The sequence below is a fragment of the Iodobacter sp. CM08 genome (genome assembly GCF_033446605.1).
GTDB lineage: Bacteria > Pseudomonadota > Gammaproteobacteria > Burkholderiales > Chitinibacteraceae > Iodobacter.
The window spans coordinates 1-20667 of sequence record NZ_JAWQUO010000018.1 but is presented as its reverse complement, the minus strand read 5'-3'; the positions used below and the strand labels follow the sequence as shown (position 1 = coordinate 20667).

Sequence of the window (20667 nt, the reverse complement as noted above, 5' to 3'; positions counted from 1 at the left end):
CAGCGCACTGGCTCACCCTTTCCGGAGTAGGTAGCCTTTTTTATCCGCATACTGGCTTACCTTGCCCGGAACATGGAGTCAACTTTATCAGCGCCTACAATACTACCGTAAGGCATCAGCGATATAATCCCCCACCCTCACAGCACTAGAGCATTATGCACCTCGCCGTTCTCGCCAAAAATACGATTGCCGCATGGTTACTTCCACCAGGGCTTTTTTTACTACTTATCGCGATTGGGCTTGCGCTACTCTCCCGCAAGCCCAGACTGGGGAGGGGCATCATCACCAGTAGCTTGATTACACTCACCCTCTTATCAACACCTATCGTTGCCAATGCATTACTTCGCCTCATCGAGCCGCCAGCGCTCACATCGATTCCAAAAGACATTGTTGCCCTTGTTTGCCTAGGTGGCGGCAAGCGTTTTGCAGCTTATGATCAAATTGAAGGCGAAACCATCAACAACGCCACACTTACTCGGCTGCGCTACACCGCCCAACTTGCAAAACAAAGCCAGTTGCCGGTCTTAGTGAGTGGCGGTAAACCACTTGGTGGCATCAGCGAAGCCGAGCTCATGGCAAAAATACTAGTCAATGAGTTCAATATCCCCGTGCGCTGGATTGAAAACGAATCCGTTGATACCCAAGAAAATGCCCAATTTACCGCCCAGCTGCTACCCAAGGGTGCAAAAATATTGCTGGTTACCCAAGCTGTACATATGCCACGCGCAAAAATTGCGTTTGAATCGGTGGGATTAAACGTGGAAATAGCGCCGACTGATTATGCCAATCAAGAGCCTTTTTCCATCTTATCCTTATTGCCAAAATCAAACGCGCTCATCAATAGCAGCTTTGCCTTACACGAACTACTTGGCCTGCTCTGGTACAAACTTCGCCTTAACGCCTAGCATAATCTTAGCGTCCTTCCGCCCCACCCAATACTTCCCCAAGCCTTATGCCATAAGACTTCATACAAAGCCCCCCCTTTTTTAAGGGTGGGTGTTGCTTTTCGCATTTTTTGCTAAACATACAACAAAAAAGTAAATTATATGACATTAGCTTTATGTGCCAAAATTTATAAAAATGCGCTAAACACTCAGCATTTTTAATAAAATATGCAAATTAGCTAATTATTTGGAATTTTATATTAATAATTTTTTATTTTTGTGAAAAAATATTTATTGATGACTATCAACAAACGTACTTAATCCAACATACTAAACAAAATACTGAGGGTAGAATTCGCATCAACTTATCAAGACAAGAAATTTTTATCATGCATATCTCGATAGACCTCAACACCCTTTCCGAGTTTCTCTCACAAGTGATGGGGGAATCCGTAGAGATCGCGGTGCACGATATGACCGAGCTTGAACGCTCCCTCTGCATCATTAAAAACCCAATTTCTGGCCGACAAATTGGTGCTCCAGCCACTGATTTTGCCCTGCGCTTACTGCATGAATGCCAGAGCAGTGCCCAAGCGCCATTTCGCACTAATTACCCAGGCAAAACCCATGACGGCCACCGCATGCGCAGCTCCAGCATGCTGTTACAAGATGCAGCGGGCCAGCCCCTTGCCATGCTCTGCATCAATCGCAACGACCATCACCTACAGCACGCTGCCGATTTACTGCGTAATTATTTTCAACACGAGGAAAACAGCCCAAGCGAAGAATTACTCAGTCACTCAGTAGAACAATTAGGCGACGACATTATTAATCAAGCGCTAGCGAGCTACCCCATCGAAGCCAAACGCTTAAGCAGCACCGACAAAAAAACCATCGTGCAAACACTAGAGCAAAACGGGGTATTTCTGGTGAAAGGATTTATTGCAAAAACAGCTTCTTTACTCGCCATTTCAGAGCCCACGCTCTATCGCTATTTAAAAAACAATACCAACTAATAAAAAATCAAGCACTACACACACCAGCCACCGAATTTAAAACAATTATTTTTTACCTAGAGAAAACATCATGTCCGACACAACACTCAACGATCTAGCGCTACCAAAGGGCAGCGCCTCCAGCTGGACCAAGCAAGACACGGTCTGGATGCTTGGCCTCTATGGCACTGCCGTAGGGGCGGGTACTTTATTTTTACCAATTAATGCGGGGATTGGTGGCCTGTGGCCCTTGATCATCATGGCGTTTTTAGCGCTTCCCATGACCTTTTTTGCCCACCGCGGCTTAAGCCGTTTTGTGCTTTCTGGCTCTACAAAAGAAGGCGATATTACTGAAGTGGTAGAAGAGCACTTTGGTAAAGGCGCAGGCAAGCTGATTACCTTGCTTTATTTCTTTGCTATTTACCCTATTTTACTGGTTTATAGCGTTGCCATTACCAATACGGTGCTGTCTTTCCTTACCCATCAAATGCATATCGCGGTGGGGACCGATCTAGTCACACGCGGCATTTTTGCGCTGTGTTTAATTTTGGGATTAATGTCTATCGTGCGCTTGGGTGGTGACTTTATTGTTAAAGCCATGAGTGTATTAGTTTATCCCTTTGTATTTGCACTGATGATCTTGGCTATGTATCTGATTCCTAACTGGAATAGCTCAGTGATTGATCATGCAGGCAGTTTTACGGATGCAATTAGCAGCGCCGGTTTCTATAAAACGCTATGGCTTGCTATTCCGGTAATGGTGTTTTCGTTTAATCACTCACCCATTATTTCTTCCTTTGCGGTAGGCCAAAAGAAACTACACCCAGGCAAAGAAGATCAAATGGCATCAAAGATCTTACTGCGTAGCCACATTATGATGGTGCTATCGGTGATGTTCTTTGTATTTAGCTGTGTATTTAGCTTGGCACCTGCCGATTTAATCGCTGCCAAAACCCAAAATATTTCGATTCTTTCTTACCTTGCTAACCACTTTGATAATCCTGTTATTGCTTGGATGGCCCCTATCATTGCCTTTATTGCCATTACTAAGTCTTATTTAGGCCATTACCTTGGTGCAAAAGAAGGTCTGCATGGCTTGGTACATAAAGAATTACGTCAACGTGGTAAAAGTATTTCTAATACTAAGTTAGAACGTTACAGCTCAATCTTTATGCTGATCACGACTTGGCTTGTTGCCACCATCAACCCAAATATTCTGGGAATGATTGAAACACTGGGTGGCCCAGTCATCGCCGTACTGCTGTTCCTGATGCCGATGTACGCCATTCATAGAGTGCCTGCCATGCGTAAGTACTCTGGCGTAGCAAGCAATGCCTTTGTTGTTTTGATCGGCCTGATTGCTATCTCAGCCATCTTCTACAGCCTCTTTGCTTAAAACAAAACCATATGTAACACACAGCCTGCTTTCTATAGGCAGGCTGTTTTTACAAGGAATCTGTCATGTTTAGCACCCTAGAAATTTACAAAATTGGCATTGGCCCATCCAGCTCACACACCATTGGCCCGATGAAAGCGGGTCATCAATTTTTAGCCACACTAAAAGAAACAGGCCAATTTAGTGCGGTTAACAAAGTCATCGTTGATTGCTATGGCTCGCTATCTTTAACAGGCAAGGGCCACTGTACGGATCAAGCTATTATTCTGGGCTTATCTGGCAACCTGCCTGAAACCGTCGATTTAGATAGCGTAGCGGGCATCGTGCAGGACGTTGAGCAAAGTGGCACGATCTGCTTAGGCCGCACCCAACAGCGTGTTGCCTTTAAACTTGAATTTCAGAATAGTAATTTAGCCTTGCACGAAAACGGCATGACCATACGTGCTTTTATCGGCGAAACATGCTGCCTCAGCAAAACCTATTACTCGATTGGTGGCGGTTTTATCGTCGATGAAGAACACTTTAATGTAGGTAGTTGCAATGATCAGCCCGTGCCTTATCACTTTTTAAGTGCCGATGATTTGCTAGGAATGTGCGAAGAAAGTGGCTTATCCATTTCAGCCCTCGTGCTCGAAAACGAAAAAGCATTCCACGACCAACAAGATATTCATAGCCATTTCGCTAAAGTCTGGAAGGTCATGCAAAGCAGTATCGAGCGCGGTATGAAAACCGAAGGCAACCTACCCGGCCCCATGCGCATCCCACGCCGTGCCCCTGCCCTGCATCATTTATTGACTAGCTCACTGGATATTGCAAAAGATCCGCTCAATGTGATGGATTGGGTCAATATGTATGCCATGGCGATGTCAGAAGAAAACGCCGCAGGTGGGCGAGTGATTACTGCGCCTACCAACGGCGCTTGTGGCATCGTTCCGGCCGTCATGTCTTACTACAATCACTTTATTCAGCCCCTTAATGAAGACAGCGCACTGCGCTTTTTCTTGGCATCTGGTGCGATTGGTTGCCTGTATAAGCTTAACGCCTCTATATCAGGCGCTGAAGTGGGCTGCCAAGGTGAGGTAGGCGTGGCATGCTCTATGGCTGCAGCTGGGCTAGCAGAGCTAATGGGGGGCAGCCCTACACAGGTATGCATGGCGGCAGAAATTGCGATGGAGCACAATCTAGGCCTGACTTGTGACCCTGTAGGCGGCCAAGTACAAATTCCTTGCATTGAGCGCAATGCGATCGGCGCAGTTAAAGCCATCAATGCCGCCAGAATGGCCATGCACCGCAGCAGCACGCCCAAGGTGTCTTTAGATAAAGTTATTGCCGCTATGTACGCCACAGGCAAAGACATGGATGCCAAATACCGTGAAACATCCTGCGGCGGACTCGCCCTGTTGATTACGGCTCCCGCGGTAAAAACCATCGTATTTAAAGATAAAATCCCTGCGTAATTGAATTAATTCCGCCATAAAAAAGCCCCGCCAAATCAATGAGCGGGGCTTCTTTATGGGCTATCGATTTATAACAAAATCGATAAGCACTCGCTAAATTGATTACTCAACTTTTGCTTTAGCGCGTAATTCTTCAACCATTTTTTGCACACGTTGACCTTGCAGCTCACGTGTCAATTCTGGTTTAACTTCTTCAAATGAAGGGCCCTTAGCTTCACGTTGATCATCTAATTTAATGATGTGGTAGCCGAATTGAGTCTTCACTGGATCAGAAATCTTACCCTTAGGCAATTTAGCCAGCGCTTCGCCAAATTCTTTCACGTAGTTAGCTGGTGTAGACCAGCCCAAATCGCCACCATTTACAGCGCTACCCTTGTCTGCAGATTTTGCCTTAGCAAGATCTTCAAACTTCTTACCTTTTTTCAGGTCAGCCAGAACAGCCTTCGCTTCTTCTTCGGTTTTAACCAGAATATGGCGTGCTTTGTATTCCTTGCCGCTGAAATTCACTTTGATTTTATCGTATTCTTTCTTAAGTTCTGCATCGCTTACTGGGTTTGCTTTTGCGTAATCATTCACATAAGCGCCAACCAGAATTTGTTGCTTTGCCATATCAAGACGTTGCTGTATTTCTGGGCTTTTTTCCACGCCTTTCTTTTGTGCTTCTTGGAACAATACTTCGTTGCGGATCAATTCTTCCTTGATACGTGCACGCAGTTCTGGGCTATCTTTTTGACCACGTTCTGCCACTTGCTTTAGGAAGAAATCAACCTTGCTATCAGGAATAGCAACGCCGTTAACGGTCGCTACATTGGCAGCAGTTGCTGCAAATGAAGCTGACAAAAAGCAAGCAGTTAAAGCAAGAGCAATACGATTCGGTTGACGCATGTGTTCAGTCCTTTGTTCTCAAGTCAGTAAAGCTTCGATAGATTTTACAACTCGTCCGGCGTCAGTGTTTTTTTAATACTGAGCGCATGGATTGGATGTGGGATTAAATCTGCAAATAAAGCCATCACCATTCGATGACGCGCCAAAGTATTTTTACCTGCAAACGCTGAAGAAACGATGGTTAAATCAAAATGGCCACCGCCAGCCACGCTTCCTGCGTGGCCCGCATGTGCGGCACTATCATCGTAAACATCAACGTATTCCGGCTTCAATACAGCAAGGCGTAAGTGTATTTCTTCGCTAATCATTTGGCTAGGGTAAAACATGAAGAAAGGGCTTTGCAATGATATTTGCATAAACCCCTGCTTTTACATAAGGATCATTGTCAGCCCACGCCTGCGCAGCTAGCTGTGTATCAAACTCAGCCACAATCAAGCTACCTGTAAAACCAGCAGGGCCAGGGTCAACGGCATCAATAGCAGGAAAAGGCCCCGCCAACACTAAGCGACCTGCCGCTTTCAGCTCTTCTAACCTAGCCAAATGCGCCGGACGGCTTAGCGAGCGCGCTACAGCCACATCTGGATGCATTTCAGCAATCATGGCGTAAAGCATTAGGACTCTTCCTTTTTTGTTGCTGCATCATCGGTAAGATACCGTGAAAGCACAAAGGCTTGCAGTAGTACAAATACCAGTGTCAGCGCCAATGTACCAAACATTTTAAATTTCACCCACAAATCTTCAGGGAAATTAAAGGCAACAAAGAGATTAAGTATGCCCATACTCACAAAAAACAAGACCCATGCCAAATTAACCCGATCCCAAAGCTTGGCAGGGAGCGTCATTTGCTGGCCCATGAGGTTTTGCATCAGGTTTTTTCCGCGAATATAGCGGGAGCCAAACAAAATAACGGCAAAGACCCAATACAAGACAGTGGGTTTCCACAGAATAAACATTTTGTTATGCAATAACAGCGTTGCCCCACCCAAAACGGTAATCAAACCAAAGCTTAGCCATAGCATTGCATCAACATGGCGATGCTTAAACCAAGACCAAGCCACCTGTGCTGTCGTCGTTGCAATAGCAACCCCAGTAGCAGCGTAAATGCTCTTAGTAATTGAGTAGGTAACAAAAAACAGGATAACGGAGAAGAGATCAAAAAGGGCTTTCATCAGTATCGTCGCAATATAGATGCCGCATTATGCTGACCCATTTTTACGAAAACAAGTAAATGCAGACAAAAAAAGCGCCGCGACAGTGCGCGGCGCAAAATTACCACTGGAGATACACGAAGCATCAGCTCGCGTGAAAGCCATTCTGGCGCAAACGGGCATTTAGCGTATTGATATGGATCAATCGCCGCATAAGCACCGCAGATTAAAAAATCCACACAAAATAAAGCTGTTTAATATTATTTTTTAATATTTAATAATGAGGGGATAAATCGAGATAACACGATAGTGAAATAAGAATACATCACTAAAAAGGGGAGGTGGCGAGCCTAACCCTCGGCACTAGCATCAAAAGCTGTGGCTGCTTCCTTCCGGACCTGACCAAGTTCACTTTTTAGCTATGCGAGGAGACCCGCCGTCGAACATTGGGGCGCACTATAGCACAGTAAAACTAAAACACCAAGCCAAGTGCGCTAAAAAGTTATTCTGTGCGATCGCCCATGATCGGCAACAAAAATAACGCGACCTGCTCAGCCCGATCCAAATGCTTGGCTTGCACGTAATACAGCTTAGCTAAGGCGGCCTCAGGCGTCATATCTGCGCCATCTAACACCCCCATCGCGGCCAAACTACCGCTCACGGCATAGCGCCCCATTTTTACCCGCCCCATTAAACAAGGCGTGCAATTTACCACCAAGCTTTTTTCCGCCAAAGCAAATAAAGCCGCCATTAAAGCGGGCTGGCTGCCCGCATTACCCGCACCAAAGGTTTCTAGCACCACACCATCCAAGCCTTGCAAAGAGGCTGCCAGCCATTCTGCACTAAAACCTGGGGCAAGTTTGGCGGCAACCACTTTTGCCTTATCGGCAACGCATTGCAAGCGAAACACCCCAAGTGCTGGTGGCAAACTCGCTGCCACACCTAACATTTGCCAGCGCCCTTCTGACCACTCCCCCAGTACAGGGTAATTGGGGGATGCAAATGCAGCCATGCCATCACAATCAATCTTTCTGACTCGATTACCGCGCAGGCACAAACCAGCAAAGACCACGGCCACCTCGCAAAAATCAGGCATAGCCGCCAAGGCCAAGGCCGCAGCGACATGCTCTAGTGCATCTGTACCTGGCTCACACCAAGGAATCTGCGAGCCCGTCACCACTACCGGTTTGCCTAGGTTTTCTAGCATATAAGACAGCGCTGCAGCGGTATACGCCATAGTATCTGTGCCATGCAGCAGCACAAAGCCATCGTAATCCTCATAATCTGCAGCAATATCGGCAGCGATGCGATTCCATAACGCGGGGGTCATTTCGCTAGAATCTAGCAAAGGGGTGTACTCCAACACTGATAAACCAGGATAGTGTTTTTGCAGTTGATTCTGTAAGTAATTAGGCGCTGGCGCATAGCCTTCTTCGCTTGGCAGCATACCAATTGTGCCACCTGTGTAAATAACGCGAATTTTCCGCATCAGTGTGTTCCTGTGTTAAGTGTTAGAATCAAACTTTAGTGAAACAAAACCGGACTCATTACGATGTCGATCGTCGATAATAAAAAGGCCTTTCACGACTTCTTTATTGAAGAACGTTTTGAAGCAGGCCTTATGCTAGAAGGCTGGGAAGTTAAAGCGATTCGTGCTGGGCGCGTACAACTCAAAGAATCCTATGTGGTGTATCTACGTGGCGATTTTTGGCTAATGGGGGCGCATATCTCCCCGCTCACTAGTGCATCGAGCCACGTTTTAGCTGAGCCAACACGCTTACGTAAATTATTACTTAATCAACGTGAAATCGAAAAACTATCGATTAAAGTTGAGCGCGCAGGGTACACCGTGGCCGCGCTTAATATGCATTTTAAGAATGGCTTTATTAAGCTTGATATTGGTTTAGCCAAGGGTAAAAAGCAGCACGATAAACGCAACACAGAGAAAGACCGCGAATGGGTGCGCGAAAAAGCGCAAATTGTTCGTGCCAATAACAAGTACTCCTGAGCCACCAACGTGGCCATCTCAGGAAAAAAGGGCAGCCGCAGCGCTGCCCTTTTTCATGTTTACGGCTTTTGCACTGCTCGCACACGAACCATCCCATCCTGTAATGCCAGCCTTGCCTACTCAATCTTAACAAGCTTTTGCAGATGCTCAGAAAACTCTGCCAAGGGGGCTAAACTATTAGCCACTGGCAGCGATCAATATTTTTCTTCCTGAGTAGAGCAATTTAATCTATCGAACAAAGCCACCTAAAGTGCCTAGATAAATACTAAAAAACGAGCTTAGCCTCAGCCCAAGGCAACACAAGCAAACTTTACTAAGGCGAGCAACCCGAACTAAAGACACACTACTCTTTACCGACTTGCTCACCAATCTGTCCTTCCTTGCCGGTTAAAAGATCTCTGATATTTTTTTGATGACGCCAAATCAGCAAAATTGAAATCACAACAACAGCCGCGAACTGTGCCATTGATACCAGCCAAATCCACGCCAAAACCGGCGCCAATAAAGCAGCCAATAGTGCGGCTAAAGAAGAAATTTTCAGCCCTTTAGCTACCACCAGCCAAACCAGCAAAGTCACTAAGCCAAGCCGCCAATCCAGCGCCAACAAAATACCTGCGGCCGTGGCCACGCCCTTACCGCCTTTAAAGCTAAAAAATACTGGCCACATATGCCCAACAGTGACCGCGATAGCAGCCCAAGCCACCACTTCTGGGCCTAGCCCAAGACGCATTGCCAGCCACTGTGCCAAGGCAATCGCCAGCCAGCCCTTTAAGGCATCGCCCAATAAAGTGAGTGCGGCGGCCTTTTTATTACCACTTCTCAGCACATTTGTGGCGCCTGGATTGCCCGAGCCATAGCTACGCGGATCGGCCAAACCACTGGCTTTAGAGACAATCACGGCAAAAGAAAGCGAGCCAATTAGATAACTGACTAAAATTAGAATTAACGGTGTCATACCTAAATCCACTACAATCGTAAGCTTCCGATTTTAAGCTAAATGGCCGCTGCTGGGTTAAACCCAATCAAGTCACCCCATCATGGACATCATTTATCTACACACCGTGCGTGCAAGCACCCTTATTGGCTGGTACGACTGGGAACGCGTTGCGCCTCAGGTTGTTGAGCTCGATCTGGAAATTGGCATCCCTTCTGCAAGAGCCTGTGTATCCGACAATCTTGTCGATACCATTGATTACGATGCTGTGGTTAAACACATTCGCAAAGTACTCGAAGAGCGCCATTTTTTACTGCTTGAAGCTTTAGCCGAGCATATTGCCCAGCTTATTCTTCAAGACTTTGGCGCGCCTTGGGCTAAGGTCTCTGTTACCAAGCTGGGCATCTTGCATGAGGTAGGCCGAGTTGGCGTCACCATAGAGCGTGGCCACCGCGGCTAGAGCTCCGGCATCTACTGTGTTTATCTTCTGCTTGAACCTTAAGAAAAAACCATAAACATCGTAGGTGCGCTGCTGCTACACCCAATATAAAACACGGGGTAGCAAGCAGCTCGCCTACCTTTTGTCTATGGGCGTTGCAGCAGCTTGTCTTAGCCGTTTTCGTAAAATCAAAATATTATTGTTAATTCGACTGCATAACATCAAGTATTTAAAGTCAAATATGGCGTCAAACATTGCCAGCGTACAGAGGTAATGTTTTTAAAACTCGCCATCCACCACCTCTGCTTACAAGTCATTTTGCATTTTTTTTGCAAAAGACTTGAACTTGTTCGCCTCTACCCTCACTAATAGCTATGAATCTTTCACTGAAGGACTTGGCATGAGCCAATTTAGTCGTACTTTTATGGTTACCCTACTCACTGCATCTTTATTTGCTAGCGGCATTGCTGAAGCAAAACGAGTAGGCGGTGGCCGCTCTAGCGGCATGCAGCGTAGTCAAACCACACGTCCGGCTGCGCCTCCTCCACAACGCAATGTGGCACCTGCGCAACAACCTGCAGCCCCACAACCACAACGTAGTGGCATGGGCTCAATTCTTGGTGGCGTTGCTGCTGGTGCTTTAGGTGGCTACCTACTTGGTAACCTACTGAACTCTAATCACGCATCTGGCACCTCTGAATCTTCAGGTGGCGGCTTCCCTTGGGGCTTGCTACTGCTATTAGGCGCGGGTGGATACTTTGTGATGCGCATGATGCGTAAGCGTAAAGAAGCGGCCAGCCCAGCCTTTGCTGGCATGGCAAGCTCAATGCCACAACAGGACAACAATCCTGCGCAAGATCGCGTATTCCGTATGGGCGATCAAGCAGCGAGCGCAGCTCCGGTTTCCGCAGCCATCACTCGCTTGCCTGATGGCACCGAGACTGCCGCATTTTTACGCCAAGCACGCGGCAGCTTTATGCATATGCAAACCTTGCACTCCCCTGAGCAAGTCAATGAAATGCGTAAATACCTCTCTCCAGAGCTGTTTAATGAGTTAAGTAAAGACATCAGCGGCAATGAAGAGCCTGCAGAATTTCCAGAACTTAATGCCGAGTTAATTGATTGCGCCACAGAAGAAGGGCGAATGATTTCTAGCGTGCGTTTTTATGGCAAGGTCAGCGAATCATTGCATGCAGCGCCTGAATCGTTCCAAGAAATTTGGCATTTTGTACGCCCAATCAATGGCGACCCACGTTGGATGGTTGCTGGGATTCAACAACTATAAATTGCCTATTAACTAGCACCTTACAAAGGCCGACTCACCGTCGGTCTTTGTTTTGCTAAAGATAAGCTTAAACAGACTACTGATTTTTCACTTACACTGAGATTAATGAAAATACTGTTGGCATACTAACGATGCAAATAAGCCAAATAATTAAACCCTTTATTGTTTTTGCAGCATTAATTGCACTCAGTGGCTGCGACAAAGTCATGGAAGTTGTCAATAAACAGCAGGCAAATGGCAAGGCAATAGGTGCTGCCTGCCGCCATAGCGGGCGAGCACTAGAAGATTGCTATCGCCGCAATACTAGGGTTCCCAAAGCAGATATTTTTGCGGGCTGGAAAGATATGAATGAGTATATGCAGCAAAAGAAAATAGACATTATTTCACCTCCAGAGGATGAAGCCATTCCGGCCGTGTCTACTGCACCCAAAAAAGCCGAAAAGCATGATGCCTCCGAAGAAAAACCAGCGGAAGCCGATAAAGCAGAACACTAATGAGCCCACATTTAACGCTTCGCCAATTATTGGCCTCCGTCCCCTTATTTACGGACTTAGACAACGATATCCTAGCGGCAATTGAAAAAATATCCAATCGCCGCACCCTCAATAAGGGAGCATTACTCTTTGCTGAAGGCGATATTGCCGAATCAATGTATGTACTCATTGAAGGGCGATTACGTTGTTTTTCTAGCGCAGATACAGGGAAAGAGTTTGTTTTTTATGTAGCACAAGCAGGTAGTAGCTTTGGCGAGATGGCCCTTATTGATGAAGAGCCACGCGCACTCTCAATTGATGCCGCCGAAGACTGTCAATTACTCAGCATTAGCAAAAATACTTTTCTTGAGCTACTGGAAAAAAACCCGTTACTCAACAAAAATTTATTACGAAACATGATACGCACCAATCGTTACTTAGCAGAGATGGTGAAGTCGTTAGCATTAAAGGATGTATATGGCCGTATGCGGCTATTACTGGAAAGTTTAGCCATAGAAGCAAACGGCCACCGCTATATTGAAGAAGCCCTTTCTCAACAAGCCATCGCAGATCGTGTTGGCTCATCCAGAGAGATGATTGCAAAACTAATGCGTGAACTGGTATTTGGCAACTATATTCGCATTGAAAACCGCCGAATTGTGCTGCTACAAAAACTACCTGAACATTTTTAACACCCAATACTTTTGCCAAAAATAGGCATTGAGCCACGGAGATATAATCGTCATGGACCATCATTTACTTAAAAACTTTCTATCGCAAACTGCTATTTTTCAAGACTTTGCTGATGAAGATTTAGACATCGTTTTAAATGCAGCCGTAAAGCGCCACCTACCTAAAGGCACCTTCCTCTTTCGTGAGGGTGATCCTGGCGAAGCCATGTACATCCTGTTAGAAGGCCGTACACGCTCGTTTACCAGCGACAATCAAGGCAAGGAATTTGTCTTTATGATTGGCGAAGCAGGCGATGTATTTGGCGAAGTATCGCTGATTGACGACGAGCCACGCTCATGGTCTACCCAAACTGAAGACGATTCATCATTCTTGATGTTCTCTAAGCAAGACTTCCGTGAAGCACTGGGTGCCTTACCGAATGCCAAAGATCAGCTGATTATGAATCTGGCCCGTATGGTACGCCGCCTATCGCTGACCATGAAAAACCTAGCCTTGCTCGATGTTTATGGCCGTGTTCGTGCACTATTTGAAGGCATGCTCACCGAAGCCGATGGCCAAGAAATGATTTCTGAACCGCTCACCCAGCAAGCCATTGCCGATCGAGTTGGCTCATCTCGTGAAATGATCGCCCGTATTCTGAAAGAGCTGGTATTTGGTGGCTATATCCGCCTAGAAAACAAGCGCATTATCTTGTTGCAAAAACTGCCAGAACGCTTCTAAAAGCCACATAAGCGAGGCACAGGCCTCATTTTAATTGATAAGGGCGGCTCACCTTTGCCAGCAAACCACTGCTGGCAAAGGTGAGCCGCCCTTATTTTTTACCACCCGATACGCCCATGTTCTTGACATTACTTCTGCCTATCTATTTAATAACTAACCAGTCAGTTATTAAATAAAGTATACATCAATGCAGATTGAGCCACTCCCCCGCCAAAGACGCAAAGAAGCCCGACCCGCTGAAATCATTGAAGCGGCGCTACTGCTATTTCATCAAAAAGGCTATTCAGCCACCAAACTTGATGACATTGCCCGCTTTGCAGGCGTCACCAAGGGCACGGTTTATTTGTATTTTTCTAGCAAGGAAGCACTGTTTAAGGCGGCGATCCTCGAAACAATCCAACCTAATTTGGATCGAATTGAAGAAGCCGCCATGAGTAGCCAAGCCTCTGCCACCCAACGCTTAAAAACCGCGATGAGCAGCTGGGCTAGCTCAATGAACGAATGCAAAGGCAGCATCACAAAACTGATGATTGCAGAAGCAGGGAATTTTCCTGAGCTAAGCGATTTTTATATTGAAACTGTGGTTAAACGCTCACGCAAACTCTTAATTCACCTGATTCAGGCAGGGATAGACAGCGGTGAATTTCGCCCAATTGATGCAGATATGCTCGCCAGAACCATCTTTTCCCCTATTTTACTGACAAGTATCTGGCGACATACCTACGCCAAGCTTGATCCAATTACTTACAGTTTGAATCAATTATCCGATTTTCACCTTGATATTATATTCAACGGCATCGCCCTTTCGGAGCAGTCATGAGCACGACCCCCACAGCGGACAAAACAATGAGCACAAAACCGGCCTCCCCTGCACGCAATATTCTGCTGCTTATCTTACTGATTGTGCTGTGCTTTTTAAGCTACCGCTGGTGGTGGGGTAAACACCATGTGAGTAGCGATAACGCCCAGCTAGAAGGCCATATTGTGCCCATTGCCGCCCGTGTTAGCGGCTATGTAAAAGCTGTACCCGTAAGTGACAACCAACAAATGGCACAAAAATCTTTACTGATTGAGCTAGATCCACGTGATTATCAAGTCAAAGTAGCGCAAGCTGAAGCCGACTATCGTCAGGCACTCTCTGCCGCTGGTCATGACAAACAGCCAGGTGAAGCGCTAGCACGAATCGCCGCAGCAGAAGCCAATGCCGCCGCTGCCAGCTCGCAATCGCAAACCGCCGAGGCACAAATCACCGAAGCACGCGCCAATGCAGCCAAAGCACGCAAAGACTTGGCCCGCAGCAAAGAGCTAGCTGCGCAAAAAATGTTAAGCCAATCTGCCTTAGAAAGCGCAGACACCCTAGTCAAAGCCGCCGAAGCAAAAATCGCCGCGCTTGAAGCCGCCTTACGCACATCCAAAGAGAGTGCCAATGCCGCAGGCCAGCAAGTTGCCGTTTCATCGGCAGGGCTCAAGTCTGCGCAGGCCAAGGCACTGGCCGCAGAAGCCACCCTACAATTTGCCCGCAATCAACTGATAGACACCCAAGTCTATGCACCGGCTGCTGGCGTAGTCAGCAAAAAAGCGGTGGAGCCGGGTCAAATGATTCAAGCCGGCCAAACACTGATGTATTTAGTGCCAACAGATAAAATTTGGGTCATTGCCAATTTAAAAGAAACCGAATTAAAACAAATTAAGCTAGGCCAAGAAGCAGAAATTGAAGTAGATGCTTTTCCAGATTTAAAGCTAAAAGGCAAAGTGGATTCTTTTAGCCCAGCCACAGGCGCACGTTTCACCCTATTACCCGCTGATAATTCAACCGGCAACTTTACCAAAGTAGTGCAGCGCGTGCCGGTTAAAATTATTCTAGATGAATTACCAAAAGGCTCCCCATTGCGCCCTGGTTTATCCGTGAATGTCACGATTCATACGCCATAAAAAACATCCCAAATACAGATTAAAACAGATAGAGATGCGGCGGTATGCCGTATCCCTTAATACCGAATAGAATGAAACCAAGGGCGATATGAAAGATATTTTGCCGGGATTATCCCGCTCGGATACCCCAGAAAAAATTTATGCTAATCGCTATATTATTGCGATTACGGTGACGCTCGCCTGCGTGCTTGAGCTATTAGACACCAGTATTGTTAACGTTGCCGTTCCCCATATGATGGGGACCCTTGGTGCAACCTTAGATGAGATTACCTGGGTATCGATTGGCTACGTAGTTGCCAATGTGATTGTTTTACCTATTTCTGGCTTTTTATCACAATTATTTGGCCGCAGAAATTACTTTATTTTATCTATTGCACTGTTTATTTTTTCTTCTTTTGCCTGCGGCAATGCCACTACCCTCGGTGGCCTGGTATTTTGGCGTATTGTGCAAGGATTAGGCGGTGGCGGGCTCATTGCTACGGCGCAATCTACGCTATTTGAAACTTTCCCCAGCAAGGAAATGGGTACGGCCATGGCTATTTTTGGCATGGGGATTATGACCGGCCCCATGCTTGGCCCCACCTTAGGCGGCTGGTTAACTGATCAATACTCTTGGCCATGGATTTTTTATATTAATTTGCCACTAGGCGGCATTGCGCTATTTTTAACGCTGATTTACATGCCTGATTCTAAACATCAGCAAGTAATTAAAAAAATTGATTATATTGGTTTGCTGCTTATGGCTGCCGGCATTGCCGCATTACAGCTAATGCTAGAACGTGGGGAGCGACTGGAGTGGTTTACGTCTCCAGAGATTATTAGTTATGCACTAGTCAGTTTTTTCTCTTTAAGTTTCTTTGTGATTCGCCAATTAGAAATAAAATATCCTATTGTCGATTTAGCCATCTGCAAAGACTTGCAGTTTTCTGCAGGTCTAGTCATGACGTTTTTATTAGGTGCATCGCTTTTTTCTACGGTATTTATTTTCCCCGTTTATGTACAAAGCCTCATGGGCTATACCGCATGGCAAACGGGGCTGATGATTTTACCTTCTGCGGTGGCATCAGGCATGATGATGCCTATTTCAGCCAAGCTGGTGGCGAGGGGTTTATCCGCCCGCGTGTTAATTGCTATTGGCGCAATGCTATTTATGTATGGGATGTGGCTGCATTATCATTTCACGCCTGATTCAGGCATGAGTGATTTTCTTTGGCCAATGATTATTCGCGGCATGGGTTTGGGCATGATTTTTATGCCGCTGAATACTTTAACGATGGCAAATATTTTGCCACAGCAAATTCCTAATGCCGCTGGCCTCTATAATTTAACTCGCCAATTAGGCGGCAGCGTAGGTATTGCGGTTTCTGCCACCTTATTAGCACAATTAGGCGATGCAAAACGGGCGGCGCTTAATGAGCATGTGATTGCCAATAGCGCACAAACAATTGAGCGCTTGGCCGGATTAAAAAGTAGATTATTACTTATAGGCACACCCGAAACGCTCGCCCCCATCAAAGCCCAAGCGCTGCTGGCCCAACAGATTGCCAAGCAAGCACAAATGCTTTCATTTGCGCACCTTTTTTTACTATTCGGCCTAGCTATGCTTTGTGTAATGCCCTTGCTGTTTGTAATGAAAAATCAGCAAATGAGTGCAGGCAGCGATTTATCGCATTAATAAATATTGGGTGGGCAATTTTTATTACCCACCCAATACAAATTAAAGCCCTTGCAACTGCGCATCCGATAGCGCCAATTCATCATTACGATTCACACCAATGCCGCGCTCAATCACGTTGCGCGCAATACCCTGCGCTTCTTCAAGTGAGTGCATCACAAAGGTGCCACACTGATACTCGTTTAGCTCAGGGATTTGGCTTTGCTCTTTTACCGTTAAGACGTCTTGCATCGCCAGCTTCCAAGCGCTGGCCACGCGTGCCTCACTTGGCGCACCGCATAGGCTCATATAAAAACCAGTCCTACAGCCCATAGGCGAGATATCAATAATCTCTACCCCATCACCATTCAAATGATCACGCATAAAACCCGCAAATAAATGCTCTAGCGTATGGATGCCACGCTCAGAAAGAATCTCTTGATTAGGCACACTAAAACGCAAATCAAATACGGTAATGGTGTCTTTACTTGGGGTGAGCATGGTTTTTGCAACGCGCACGGCAGGCGCCTGCATGCGTGTGTGATCAACGGTAAAACTATCTAATAAGGGCATTTATCATCCTTTCTGATGTTTATTTACTGTAACTACCCACTGGGGCACGCATTATATTATTGCAGGGTACGGTTGATATTATCGCGCGTAAAAGACTTATCCATCCTGAGTATATAACTGAAAATCATAATTTCAGCGCTAACAATAGTAGTTCAGCACTATAAGAAATCCAGCACCCTTCGCGTAGGCAGTGCATCAAGGTATAATTGGCTCTTTTGCCCGAAAGCGCCAATGACTCACGATCTGGATCAAGCCCTCGCCCTTTTGTCCGCTGGAGAGCTGGTCGGCATCCCTACAGAAACCGTTTATGGCTTAGCAGCTGATGCTGCTCAGCCTTTAGCCGTGGCCAAGATATTTGCCGCCAAAGGCCGCCCCAACGATCACCCAGTTATTGTGCATATTGCAGGCAAAGAACAACTCAGTGACTGGGCCACCGATATTCCCGAAGCCGCTTGGCAGCTATGCGATGCCTTTTGGCCAGGCCCGCTGACACTTATTCTTAAGAAACAAGCCCAAGTATCCCATGCCGTAACTGGCGGCCAAGATACCGTTGGCTTGCGTGCGCCTGCCCATCCTATTACGCATGAACTATTAAAGCGCTTTGGTGGCGGGCTTGCTGCGCCATCCGCAAATCAATTTGGCCACGTCAGCCCCACCACCGCCCAGCATGTACGCGATGAATTTAGCCCTGAGGTACTGTCTTTAATCTTGGATGGTGGCGCTTGTGATGTCGGGGTTGAATCGACCATTGTAAGCCTCGTTGGCCCCAAACCCGTACTACTACGCCCCGGTGGCGTACCACGGGCCGCCATTGAAGCGGTACTCGGCCAAACGATTGAGCATCAAAAATCCACCTCAACCGCCAACATCCGTGTATCTGGCCTATTAGATTCGCACTATGCACCGCGCACCACTTTGTTAACAGGTACCCAAGCACAGATTGAGGCCGAAGCAATCCGGCGCAGCGGGCAAAAACTAGCGATTGTGCATACTTTAGCCCTTACGCAAAACATCAGCGCACAGAGTGTAGTCATGCCTGATAACGCCAATGATTATGCGCAAGTTATTTACGCCACCTTACGTGATTTAGACCAGCAAGGCTTAGATGCTATTTTACTGGTTCTTCCTCAGGGTGAAGCAGCATGGCTTGCCGTGCACGATCGCCTTGGCCGAGCAGCGCATCAAAAACTGGGCGATTAAACGCTTTATTCTCCGATTTAAAAATCTCCTTCAGCAAGGCGCGAAGGAGATTTTTTTTGCCTAGAAAAAATAGCCAATACCAATTTCCTACCTCATCAAGCATAAACAACGCCAATCACCATCACTTATCTAAATTGAAAATCAAGTCAAAACACTTACAAAACACTCGAAAACCAAGCAAAAAACACTCTATCTACCTAAGAACAGCATTACTTATAGTTTTAAAAATGCTAAATATTCATATAAAAATCAAACAATAAGACATTAAATACAAATAAATTAGAATAAAAGACTACATTAGTAAACAATTAAATATCAAGCTTGTTTTGCACCTGCAGCCATCTCATATTATAGAAACATTATATTCCCATGCCATTCATCGGTAATACACCTACGTTCTGCTTGAAGATTACAAATAGATTGATCATCAGCAGTAATACCACTACCATCTTACTAGTAAATAAAACACCCTAAGTGAATACCTTATGAGCAGAGGATTTACATTGATCGAGCTGGTGATTGCACTGGTCATTATCGCCATCATTGCTGCCTTTGCCCTGCCTTATTATCAAGAGATGGTGCGCAAAAGCCGCCGCAACGATGCCGTACTGATGATGGCGAAGATCCAGCTGGCTGAGGAAAAATGGCGGGTGAATAACAACAGCTATAGTAATGCGCTTAGCGCAATGGGATTTAATTTAGCTGGCAATGCTATCAAAACAAAACATGGTTATTACAACATACTGATCAAGACCCCAACTGCAACAAGCTATCGCATTACAGCAACCGCAATAAAGGGCAGCTCTCAAGCACTAGACCAAGGCTGTACAACTTTAGTCATGACAATAAGCAACAAGCAAACAACACACTCCCCACCCGCTTGTTGGCCCAAATAAAAATATGCATTTTAATGCAACGGTTTTAAGCGCCTCATCTCAACAAGGTTATTTGATTATGCTTCGTAAAATATTAACTTTCGGTGCCTCGCTCATGGCGGCAACAGCAATCGCATCGACGGTGTATGTACAACGAGAAGCCGATGGCAGCGTTTCCTATGGAGACGCCACAACAATGTCACCAAAAGCAAGCTTGAAAACAGTTAGACCAGCTACTGGACAACAGAGTCGTTTTCAATCAACCGCGTCCACACCAGCCAGTGCCAGCAATGAAACGCTAGAAGTCCTCAATAAAATGGAGCTGCGTAATATAAAAGCAATCACTGAGGCGAAAGCCAAAATTGCCGCGCTATTAAACCAGACCAATCACGAAAAAAGCCCACAAATCCGCAGCCGCCTACTTAACCAAATTGAAGCAGAGACACAATCTACTGATCTTTACACTGCAAATTTAAATCAAATTAGAAAAAACAAAGAAGCGATAAGCAAAGAACAAACACTTTAAAAAGCAGTATTAAAGCTAAACCCTAGAAAACAGCCCTAAGCCAACGCGCTTTTCGCAAAGAATATTTATAAGAGATGTTATGAAAAAAAATGGATTTACTTTAATTGAAATGATGATTGTTGTGGCCATTATTGCCATCTTGGCGGCCATTGCGGTGCCTAGTTATCAGCGCTATATCCGCCAAGCCGCCGCCAAATCTGCTGCGGGTGATTTGGTTTCTTTGTCTTTGTATTTTGAGCAAAAGCTGCAACGCAATCTCTCTTATGGTGCGGAGGGCACAAGCACAAGCACTGAAGCCACAAAAACACTGATGGAGGGTTGGAATCCATCCCGCAAAGACTTTGTCTACACAACAAGCTGGACCCCCAATACTTACACCCTAAGCGCTAAATATGGCAGCACTTGCACCATTACTCTTAAGCAGAACAATGACAGAACCGCAACAGGAGCCGATTGTGGATTCACTAAGGCTCTGTCTGCGTTAACAGTTGAAATACGTTCTTCTCGCTATACTGAAATATAGGTCGCAAGGAGAAAGCATCATGAAATCTTCTGTATTTCACGAATGGATGAAATCTTTGCCGCAATTG

The 20667-nt window shown here is 46.0% G+C and carries 24 protein-coding genes and 1 other RNA gene; 17 read left to right on the top strand and 8 right to left on the bottom strand.

Translation table 11 applies throughout. The annotated features are described in order from the left end of the window. Positions 1-155: 155 nt before the first annotated feature. The 4 genes from R6242_RS11875 to R6242_RS11860 all read left to right on the top strand — a co-directional run bounded on the left by R6242_RS11875 (position 156) and on the right by R6242_RS11860 (position 4732). Positions 156-905, top strand: a complete 750-nt coding sequence (locus R6242_RS11875; RefSeq protein ID WP_318427046.1) for a YdcF family protein — start codon at positions 156-158, stop codon at positions 903-905. A 368-nt stretch (positions 906-1273) separates the two neighbouring features. Beyond that, positions 1274-1900 (top strand): transcriptional regulator, encoded by a 627-nt coding sequence (locus R6242_RS11870; protein WP_318427044.1) that lies wholly within the window; start codon positions 1274-1276, stop codon positions 1898-1900. A 70-nt stretch (positions 1901-1970) separates the two neighbouring features. Further along, complete coding sequence (locus tag R6242_RS11865; RefSeq protein WP_318427042.1) at positions 1971-3275, top strand: serine/threonine transporter; 1305 nt, start codon at positions 1971-1973, stop codon at positions 3273-3275. Positions 3276-3340: 65 nt separating this feature from the next. Beyond that, positions 3341-4732: an L-serine ammonia-lyase gene (locus R6242_RS11860; RefSeq protein WP_318427040.1), complete on the top strand. Its 1392-nt coding sequence runs from the start codon at positions 3341-3343 to the stop codon at positions 4730-4732. Positions 4733-4834: 102 nt separating this feature from the next. On the opposite strand, the gene R6242_RS11855 is transcribed toward R6242_RS11860, so the two are convergent. The 6 genes from R6242_RS11855 to R6242_RS11830 form a co-directional block, all read right to left on the bottom strand. Next, positions 4835-5617: a peptidylprolyl isomerase gene (locus R6242_RS11855; RefSeq protein WP_318427038.1), complete on the bottom strand. Its 783-nt coding sequence runs from the start codon at positions 5615-5617 to the stop codon at positions 4835-4837. Positions 5618-5661: 44 nt separating this feature from the next. Continuing rightward, positions 5662-5973: a BolA family protein gene (locus R6242_RS11850; RefSeq protein WP_318427036.1), complete on the bottom strand. Its 312-nt coding sequence runs from the start codon at positions 5971-5973 to the stop codon at positions 5662-5664. Next, complete coding sequence (locus R6242_RS11845; protein WP_318427034.1) at positions 5930-6229, bottom strand: YciI family protein; 300 nt, start codon at positions 6227-6229, stop codon at positions 5930-5932. Before R6242_RS11845 ends, R6242_RS11850 begins: the two co-directional genes overlap by 44 nt. Further along, positions 6229-6786 (bottom strand): septation protein A, encoded by a 558-nt coding sequence (locus R6242_RS11840; RefSeq protein ID WP_293935859.1) that lies wholly within the window; start codon positions 6784-6786, stop codon positions 6229-6231. The genes R6242_RS11845 and R6242_RS11840 overlap by 1 nt, the downstream gene beginning before the upstream one ends. Before the next feature lie 319 nt (positions 6787-7105). After that, positions 7106-7203, bottom strand: an RNA gene (gene ffs / locus R6242_RS11835) — signal recognition particle sRNA small type. Between the two features lie 64 nt (positions 7204-7267). After that, on the bottom strand, positions 7268-8254 hold the full coding sequence (locus R6242_RS11830) for an asparaginase (protein WP_318427032.1): 987 nt from the start codon (positions 8252-8254) through the stop codon (positions 7268-7270). A 63-nt stretch (positions 8255-8317) separates the two neighbouring features. On the opposite strand from R6242_RS11830, the gene smpB reads away from it, so the two are divergent. Beyond that, positions 8318-8773, top strand: a complete 456-nt coding sequence (smpB, locus tag R6242_RS11825; RefSeq protein WP_130107483.1) for an SsrA-binding protein SmpB — start codon at positions 8318-8320, stop codon at positions 8771-8773. Between the two features lie 343 nt (positions 8774-9116). Here the strand turns inward: smpB and plsY are convergent, their stop codons facing one another. Next, positions 9117-9728 carry a glycerol-3-phosphate 1-O-acyltransferase PlsY gene (gene plsY, locus R6242_RS11820; protein WP_293935861.1) on the bottom strand — a complete coding sequence of 204 codons (612 nt, stop codon included), beginning with the start codon at positions 9726-9728 and terminating at the stop codon, positions 9117-9119. An 82-nt stretch (positions 9729-9810) separates the two neighbouring features. Here plsY and R6242_RS11815 point away from each other — a divergent pair, with 82 nt between their 5' ends. From R6242_RS11815 to R6242_RS11780, 8 genes are all read left to right on the top strand, one after another. Then, positions 9811-10167, top strand: coding sequence for a dihydroneopterin aldolase (locus R6242_RS11815; RefSeq protein WP_293935862.1), 357 nt, complete (start codon positions 9811-9813; stop codon positions 10165-10167). A 379-nt stretch (positions 10168-10546) separates the two neighbouring features. Beyond that, complete coding sequence (locus R6242_RS11810; RefSeq protein WP_293935863.1) at positions 10547-11431, top strand: Tim44 domain-containing protein; 885 nt, start codon at positions 10547-10549, stop codon at positions 11429-11431. A gap of 131 nt (positions 11432-11562) precedes the next feature. Continuing rightward, a complete protein-coding gene (locus tag R6242_RS11805) occupies positions 11563-11925 on the top strand; it encodes a hypothetical protein (protein WP_293935864.1) in 363 nt (120 codons plus the stop codon). Beyond that, the gene (locus tag R6242_RS11800; protein WP_318427026.1) at positions 11925-12596 is read left to right on the top strand and encodes a Crp/Fnr family transcriptional regulator; all 672 of its coding nucleotides are present in this window, start codon (positions 11925-11927) and stop codon (positions 12594-12596) included. Before R6242_RS11805 ends, R6242_RS11800 begins: the two co-directional genes overlap by 1 nt. 52 nt (positions 12597-12648) lie before the next feature. Further along, positions 12649-13317 (top strand): Crp/Fnr family transcriptional regulator, encoded by a 669-nt coding sequence (locus tag R6242_RS11795; protein ID WP_130107477.1) that lies wholly within the window; start codon positions 12649-12651, stop codon positions 13315-13317. A gap of 187 nt (positions 13318-13504) precedes the next feature. Continuing rightward, positions 13505-14137 carry a TetR/AcrR family transcriptional regulator gene (locus R6242_RS11790; protein WP_318427022.1) on the top strand — a complete coding sequence of 211 codons (633 nt, stop codon included), beginning with the start codon at positions 13505-13507 and terminating at the stop codon, positions 14135-14137. Then, on the top strand, positions 14134-15249 hold the full coding sequence (locus tag R6242_RS11785) for an HlyD family secretion protein (RefSeq protein ID WP_318427019.1): 1116 nt from the start codon (positions 14134-14136) through the stop codon (positions 15247-15249). The genes R6242_RS11790 and R6242_RS11785 overlap by 4 nt, the downstream gene beginning before the upstream one ends. An 88-nt stretch (positions 15250-15337) precedes the next feature. Next, positions 15338-16924, top strand: coding sequence for a DHA2 family efflux MFS transporter permease subunit (locus R6242_RS11780; RefSeq protein WP_318427016.1), 1587 nt, complete (start codon positions 15338-15340; stop codon positions 16922-16924). A gap of 42 nt (positions 16925-16966) precedes the next feature. Here the strand turns inward: R6242_RS11780 and luxS are convergent, their stop codons facing one another. Then, the gene (gene luxS, locus R6242_RS11775; RefSeq protein WP_293935869.1) at positions 16967-17476 is read right to left on the bottom strand and encodes an S-ribosylhomocysteine lyase; all 510 of its coding nucleotides are present in this window, start codon (positions 17474-17476) and stop codon (positions 16967-16969) included. Between the two features lie 231 nt (positions 17477-17707). Here luxS and R6242_RS11770 point away from each other — a divergent pair, with 231 nt between their 5' ends. The 4 genes from R6242_RS11770 to R6242_RS11755 all read left to right on the top strand — a co-directional run bounded on the left by R6242_RS11770 (position 17708) and on the right by R6242_RS11755 (position 20600). After that, positions 17708-18676 (top strand): L-threonylcarbamoyladenylate synthase, encoded by a 969-nt coding sequence (locus R6242_RS11770; protein ID WP_318427013.1) that lies wholly within the window; start codon positions 17708-17710, stop codon positions 18674-18676. A 485-nt stretch (positions 18677-19161) separates the two neighbouring features. Beyond that, the gene (locus R6242_RS11765) at positions 19162-19572 is read left to right on the top strand and encodes a type IV pilin protein (protein ID WP_318427010.1); all 411 of its coding nucleotides are present in this window, start codon (positions 19162-19164) and stop codon (positions 19570-19572) included. Positions 19573-19576: 4 nt separating this feature from the next. After that, the gene (locus R6242_RS11760; RefSeq protein ID WP_318427007.1) at positions 19577-20077 is read left to right on the top strand and encodes a hypothetical protein; all 501 of its coding nucleotides are present in this window, start codon (positions 19577-19579) and stop codon (positions 20075-20077) included. A 79-nt stretch (positions 20078-20156) separates the two neighbouring features. Beyond that, positions 20157-20600: a type IV pilin protein gene (locus R6242_RS11755; RefSeq protein WP_318427005.1), complete on the top strand. Its 444-nt coding sequence runs from the start codon at positions 20157-20159 to the stop codon at positions 20598-20600. Positions 20601-20667 lie beyond the last annotated feature (67 nt).

Coding starts and splice junctions, on each gene's coding strand:
- R6242_RS11875 (WP_318427046.1), top strand. CDS start 156: ATGCACCTCGCCGTTCTCGCCAAAAATACGATTGCCGCATGGTTACTT.
- R6242_RS11870 (WP_318427044.1), top strand. CDS start 1,274: ATGCATATCTCGATAGACCTCAACACCCTTTCCGAGTTTCTCTCACAA.
- R6242_RS11865 (WP_318427042.1), top strand. CDS start 1,971: ATGTCCGACACAACACTCAACGATCTAGCGCTACCAAAGGGCAGCGCC.
- R6242_RS11860 (WP_318427040.1), top strand. CDS start 3,341: ATGTTTAGCACCCTAGAAATTTACAAAATTGGCATTGGCCCATCCAGC.
- R6242_RS11855 (WP_318427038.1), bottom strand. CDS start 5,617: ATGCGTCAACCGAATCGTATTGCTCTTGCTTTAACTGCTTGCTTTTTG.
- R6242_RS11850 (WP_318427036.1), bottom strand. CDS start 5,973: ATGCAAATATCATTGCAAAGCCCTTTCTTCATGTTTTACCCTAGCCAA.
- R6242_RS11845 (WP_318427034.1), bottom strand. CDS start 6,229: ATGCTTTACGCCATGATTGCTGAAATGCATCCAGATGTGGCTGTAGCG.
- R6242_RS11840 (WP_293935859.1), bottom strand. CDS start 6,786: ATGAAAGCCCTTTTTGATCTCTTCTCCGTTATCCTGTTTTTTGTTACC.
- R6242_RS11830 (WP_318427032.1), bottom strand. CDS start 8,254: ATGCGGAAAATTCGCGTTATTTACACAGGTGGCACAATTGGTATGCTG.
- smpB (WP_130107483.1), top strand. CDS start 8,318: ATGTCGATCGTCGATAATAAAAAGGCCTTTCACGACTTCTTTATTGAA.
- plsY (WP_293935861.1), bottom strand. CDS start 9,728: ATGACACCGTTAATTCTAATTTTAGTCAGTTATCTAATTGGCTCGCTT.
- R6242_RS11815 (WP_293935862.1), top strand. CDS start 9,811: ATGGACATCATTTATCTACACACCGTGCGTGCAAGCACCCTTATTGGC.
- R6242_RS11810 (WP_293935863.1), top strand. CDS start 10,547: ATGAGCCAATTTAGTCGTACTTTTATGGTTACCCTACTCACTGCATCT.
- R6242_RS11805 (WP_293935864.1), top strand. CDS start 11,563: ATGCAAATAAGCCAAATAATTAAACCCTTTATTGTTTTTGCAGCATTA.
- R6242_RS11800 (WP_318427026.1), top strand. CDS start 11,925: ATGAGCCCACATTTAACGCTTCGCCAATTATTGGCCTCCGTCCCCTTA.
- R6242_RS11795 (WP_130107477.1), top strand. CDS start 12,649: ATGGACCATCATTTACTTAAAAACTTTCTATCGCAAACTGCTATTTTT.
- R6242_RS11790 (WP_318427022.1), top strand. CDS start 13,505: ATGCAGATTGAGCCACTCCCCCGCCAAAGACGCAAAGAAGCCCGACCC.
- R6242_RS11785 (WP_318427019.1), top strand. CDS start 14,134: ATGAGCACGACCCCCACAGCGGACAAAACAATGAGCACAAAACCGGCC.
- R6242_RS11780 (WP_318427016.1), top strand. CDS start 15,338: ATGAAAGATATTTTGCCGGGATTATCCCGCTCGGATACCCCAGAAAAA.
- luxS (WP_293935869.1), bottom strand. CDS start 17,476: ATGCCCTTATTAGATAGTTTTACCGTTGATCACACACGCATGCAGGCG.
- R6242_RS11770 (WP_318427013.1), top strand. CDS start 17,708: ATGACTCACGATCTGGATCAAGCCCTCGCCCTTTTGTCCGCTGGAGAG.
- R6242_RS11765 (WP_318427010.1), top strand. CDS start 19,162: ATGAGCAGAGGATTTACATTGATCGAGCTGGTGATTGCACTGGTCATT.
- R6242_RS11760 (WP_318427007.1), top strand. CDS start 19,577: ATGCATTTTAATGCAACGGTTTTAAGCGCCTCATCTCAACAAGGTTAT.
- R6242_RS11755 (WP_318427005.1), top strand. CDS start 20,157: ATGAAAAAAAATGGATTTACTTTAATTGAAATGATGATTGTTGTGGCC.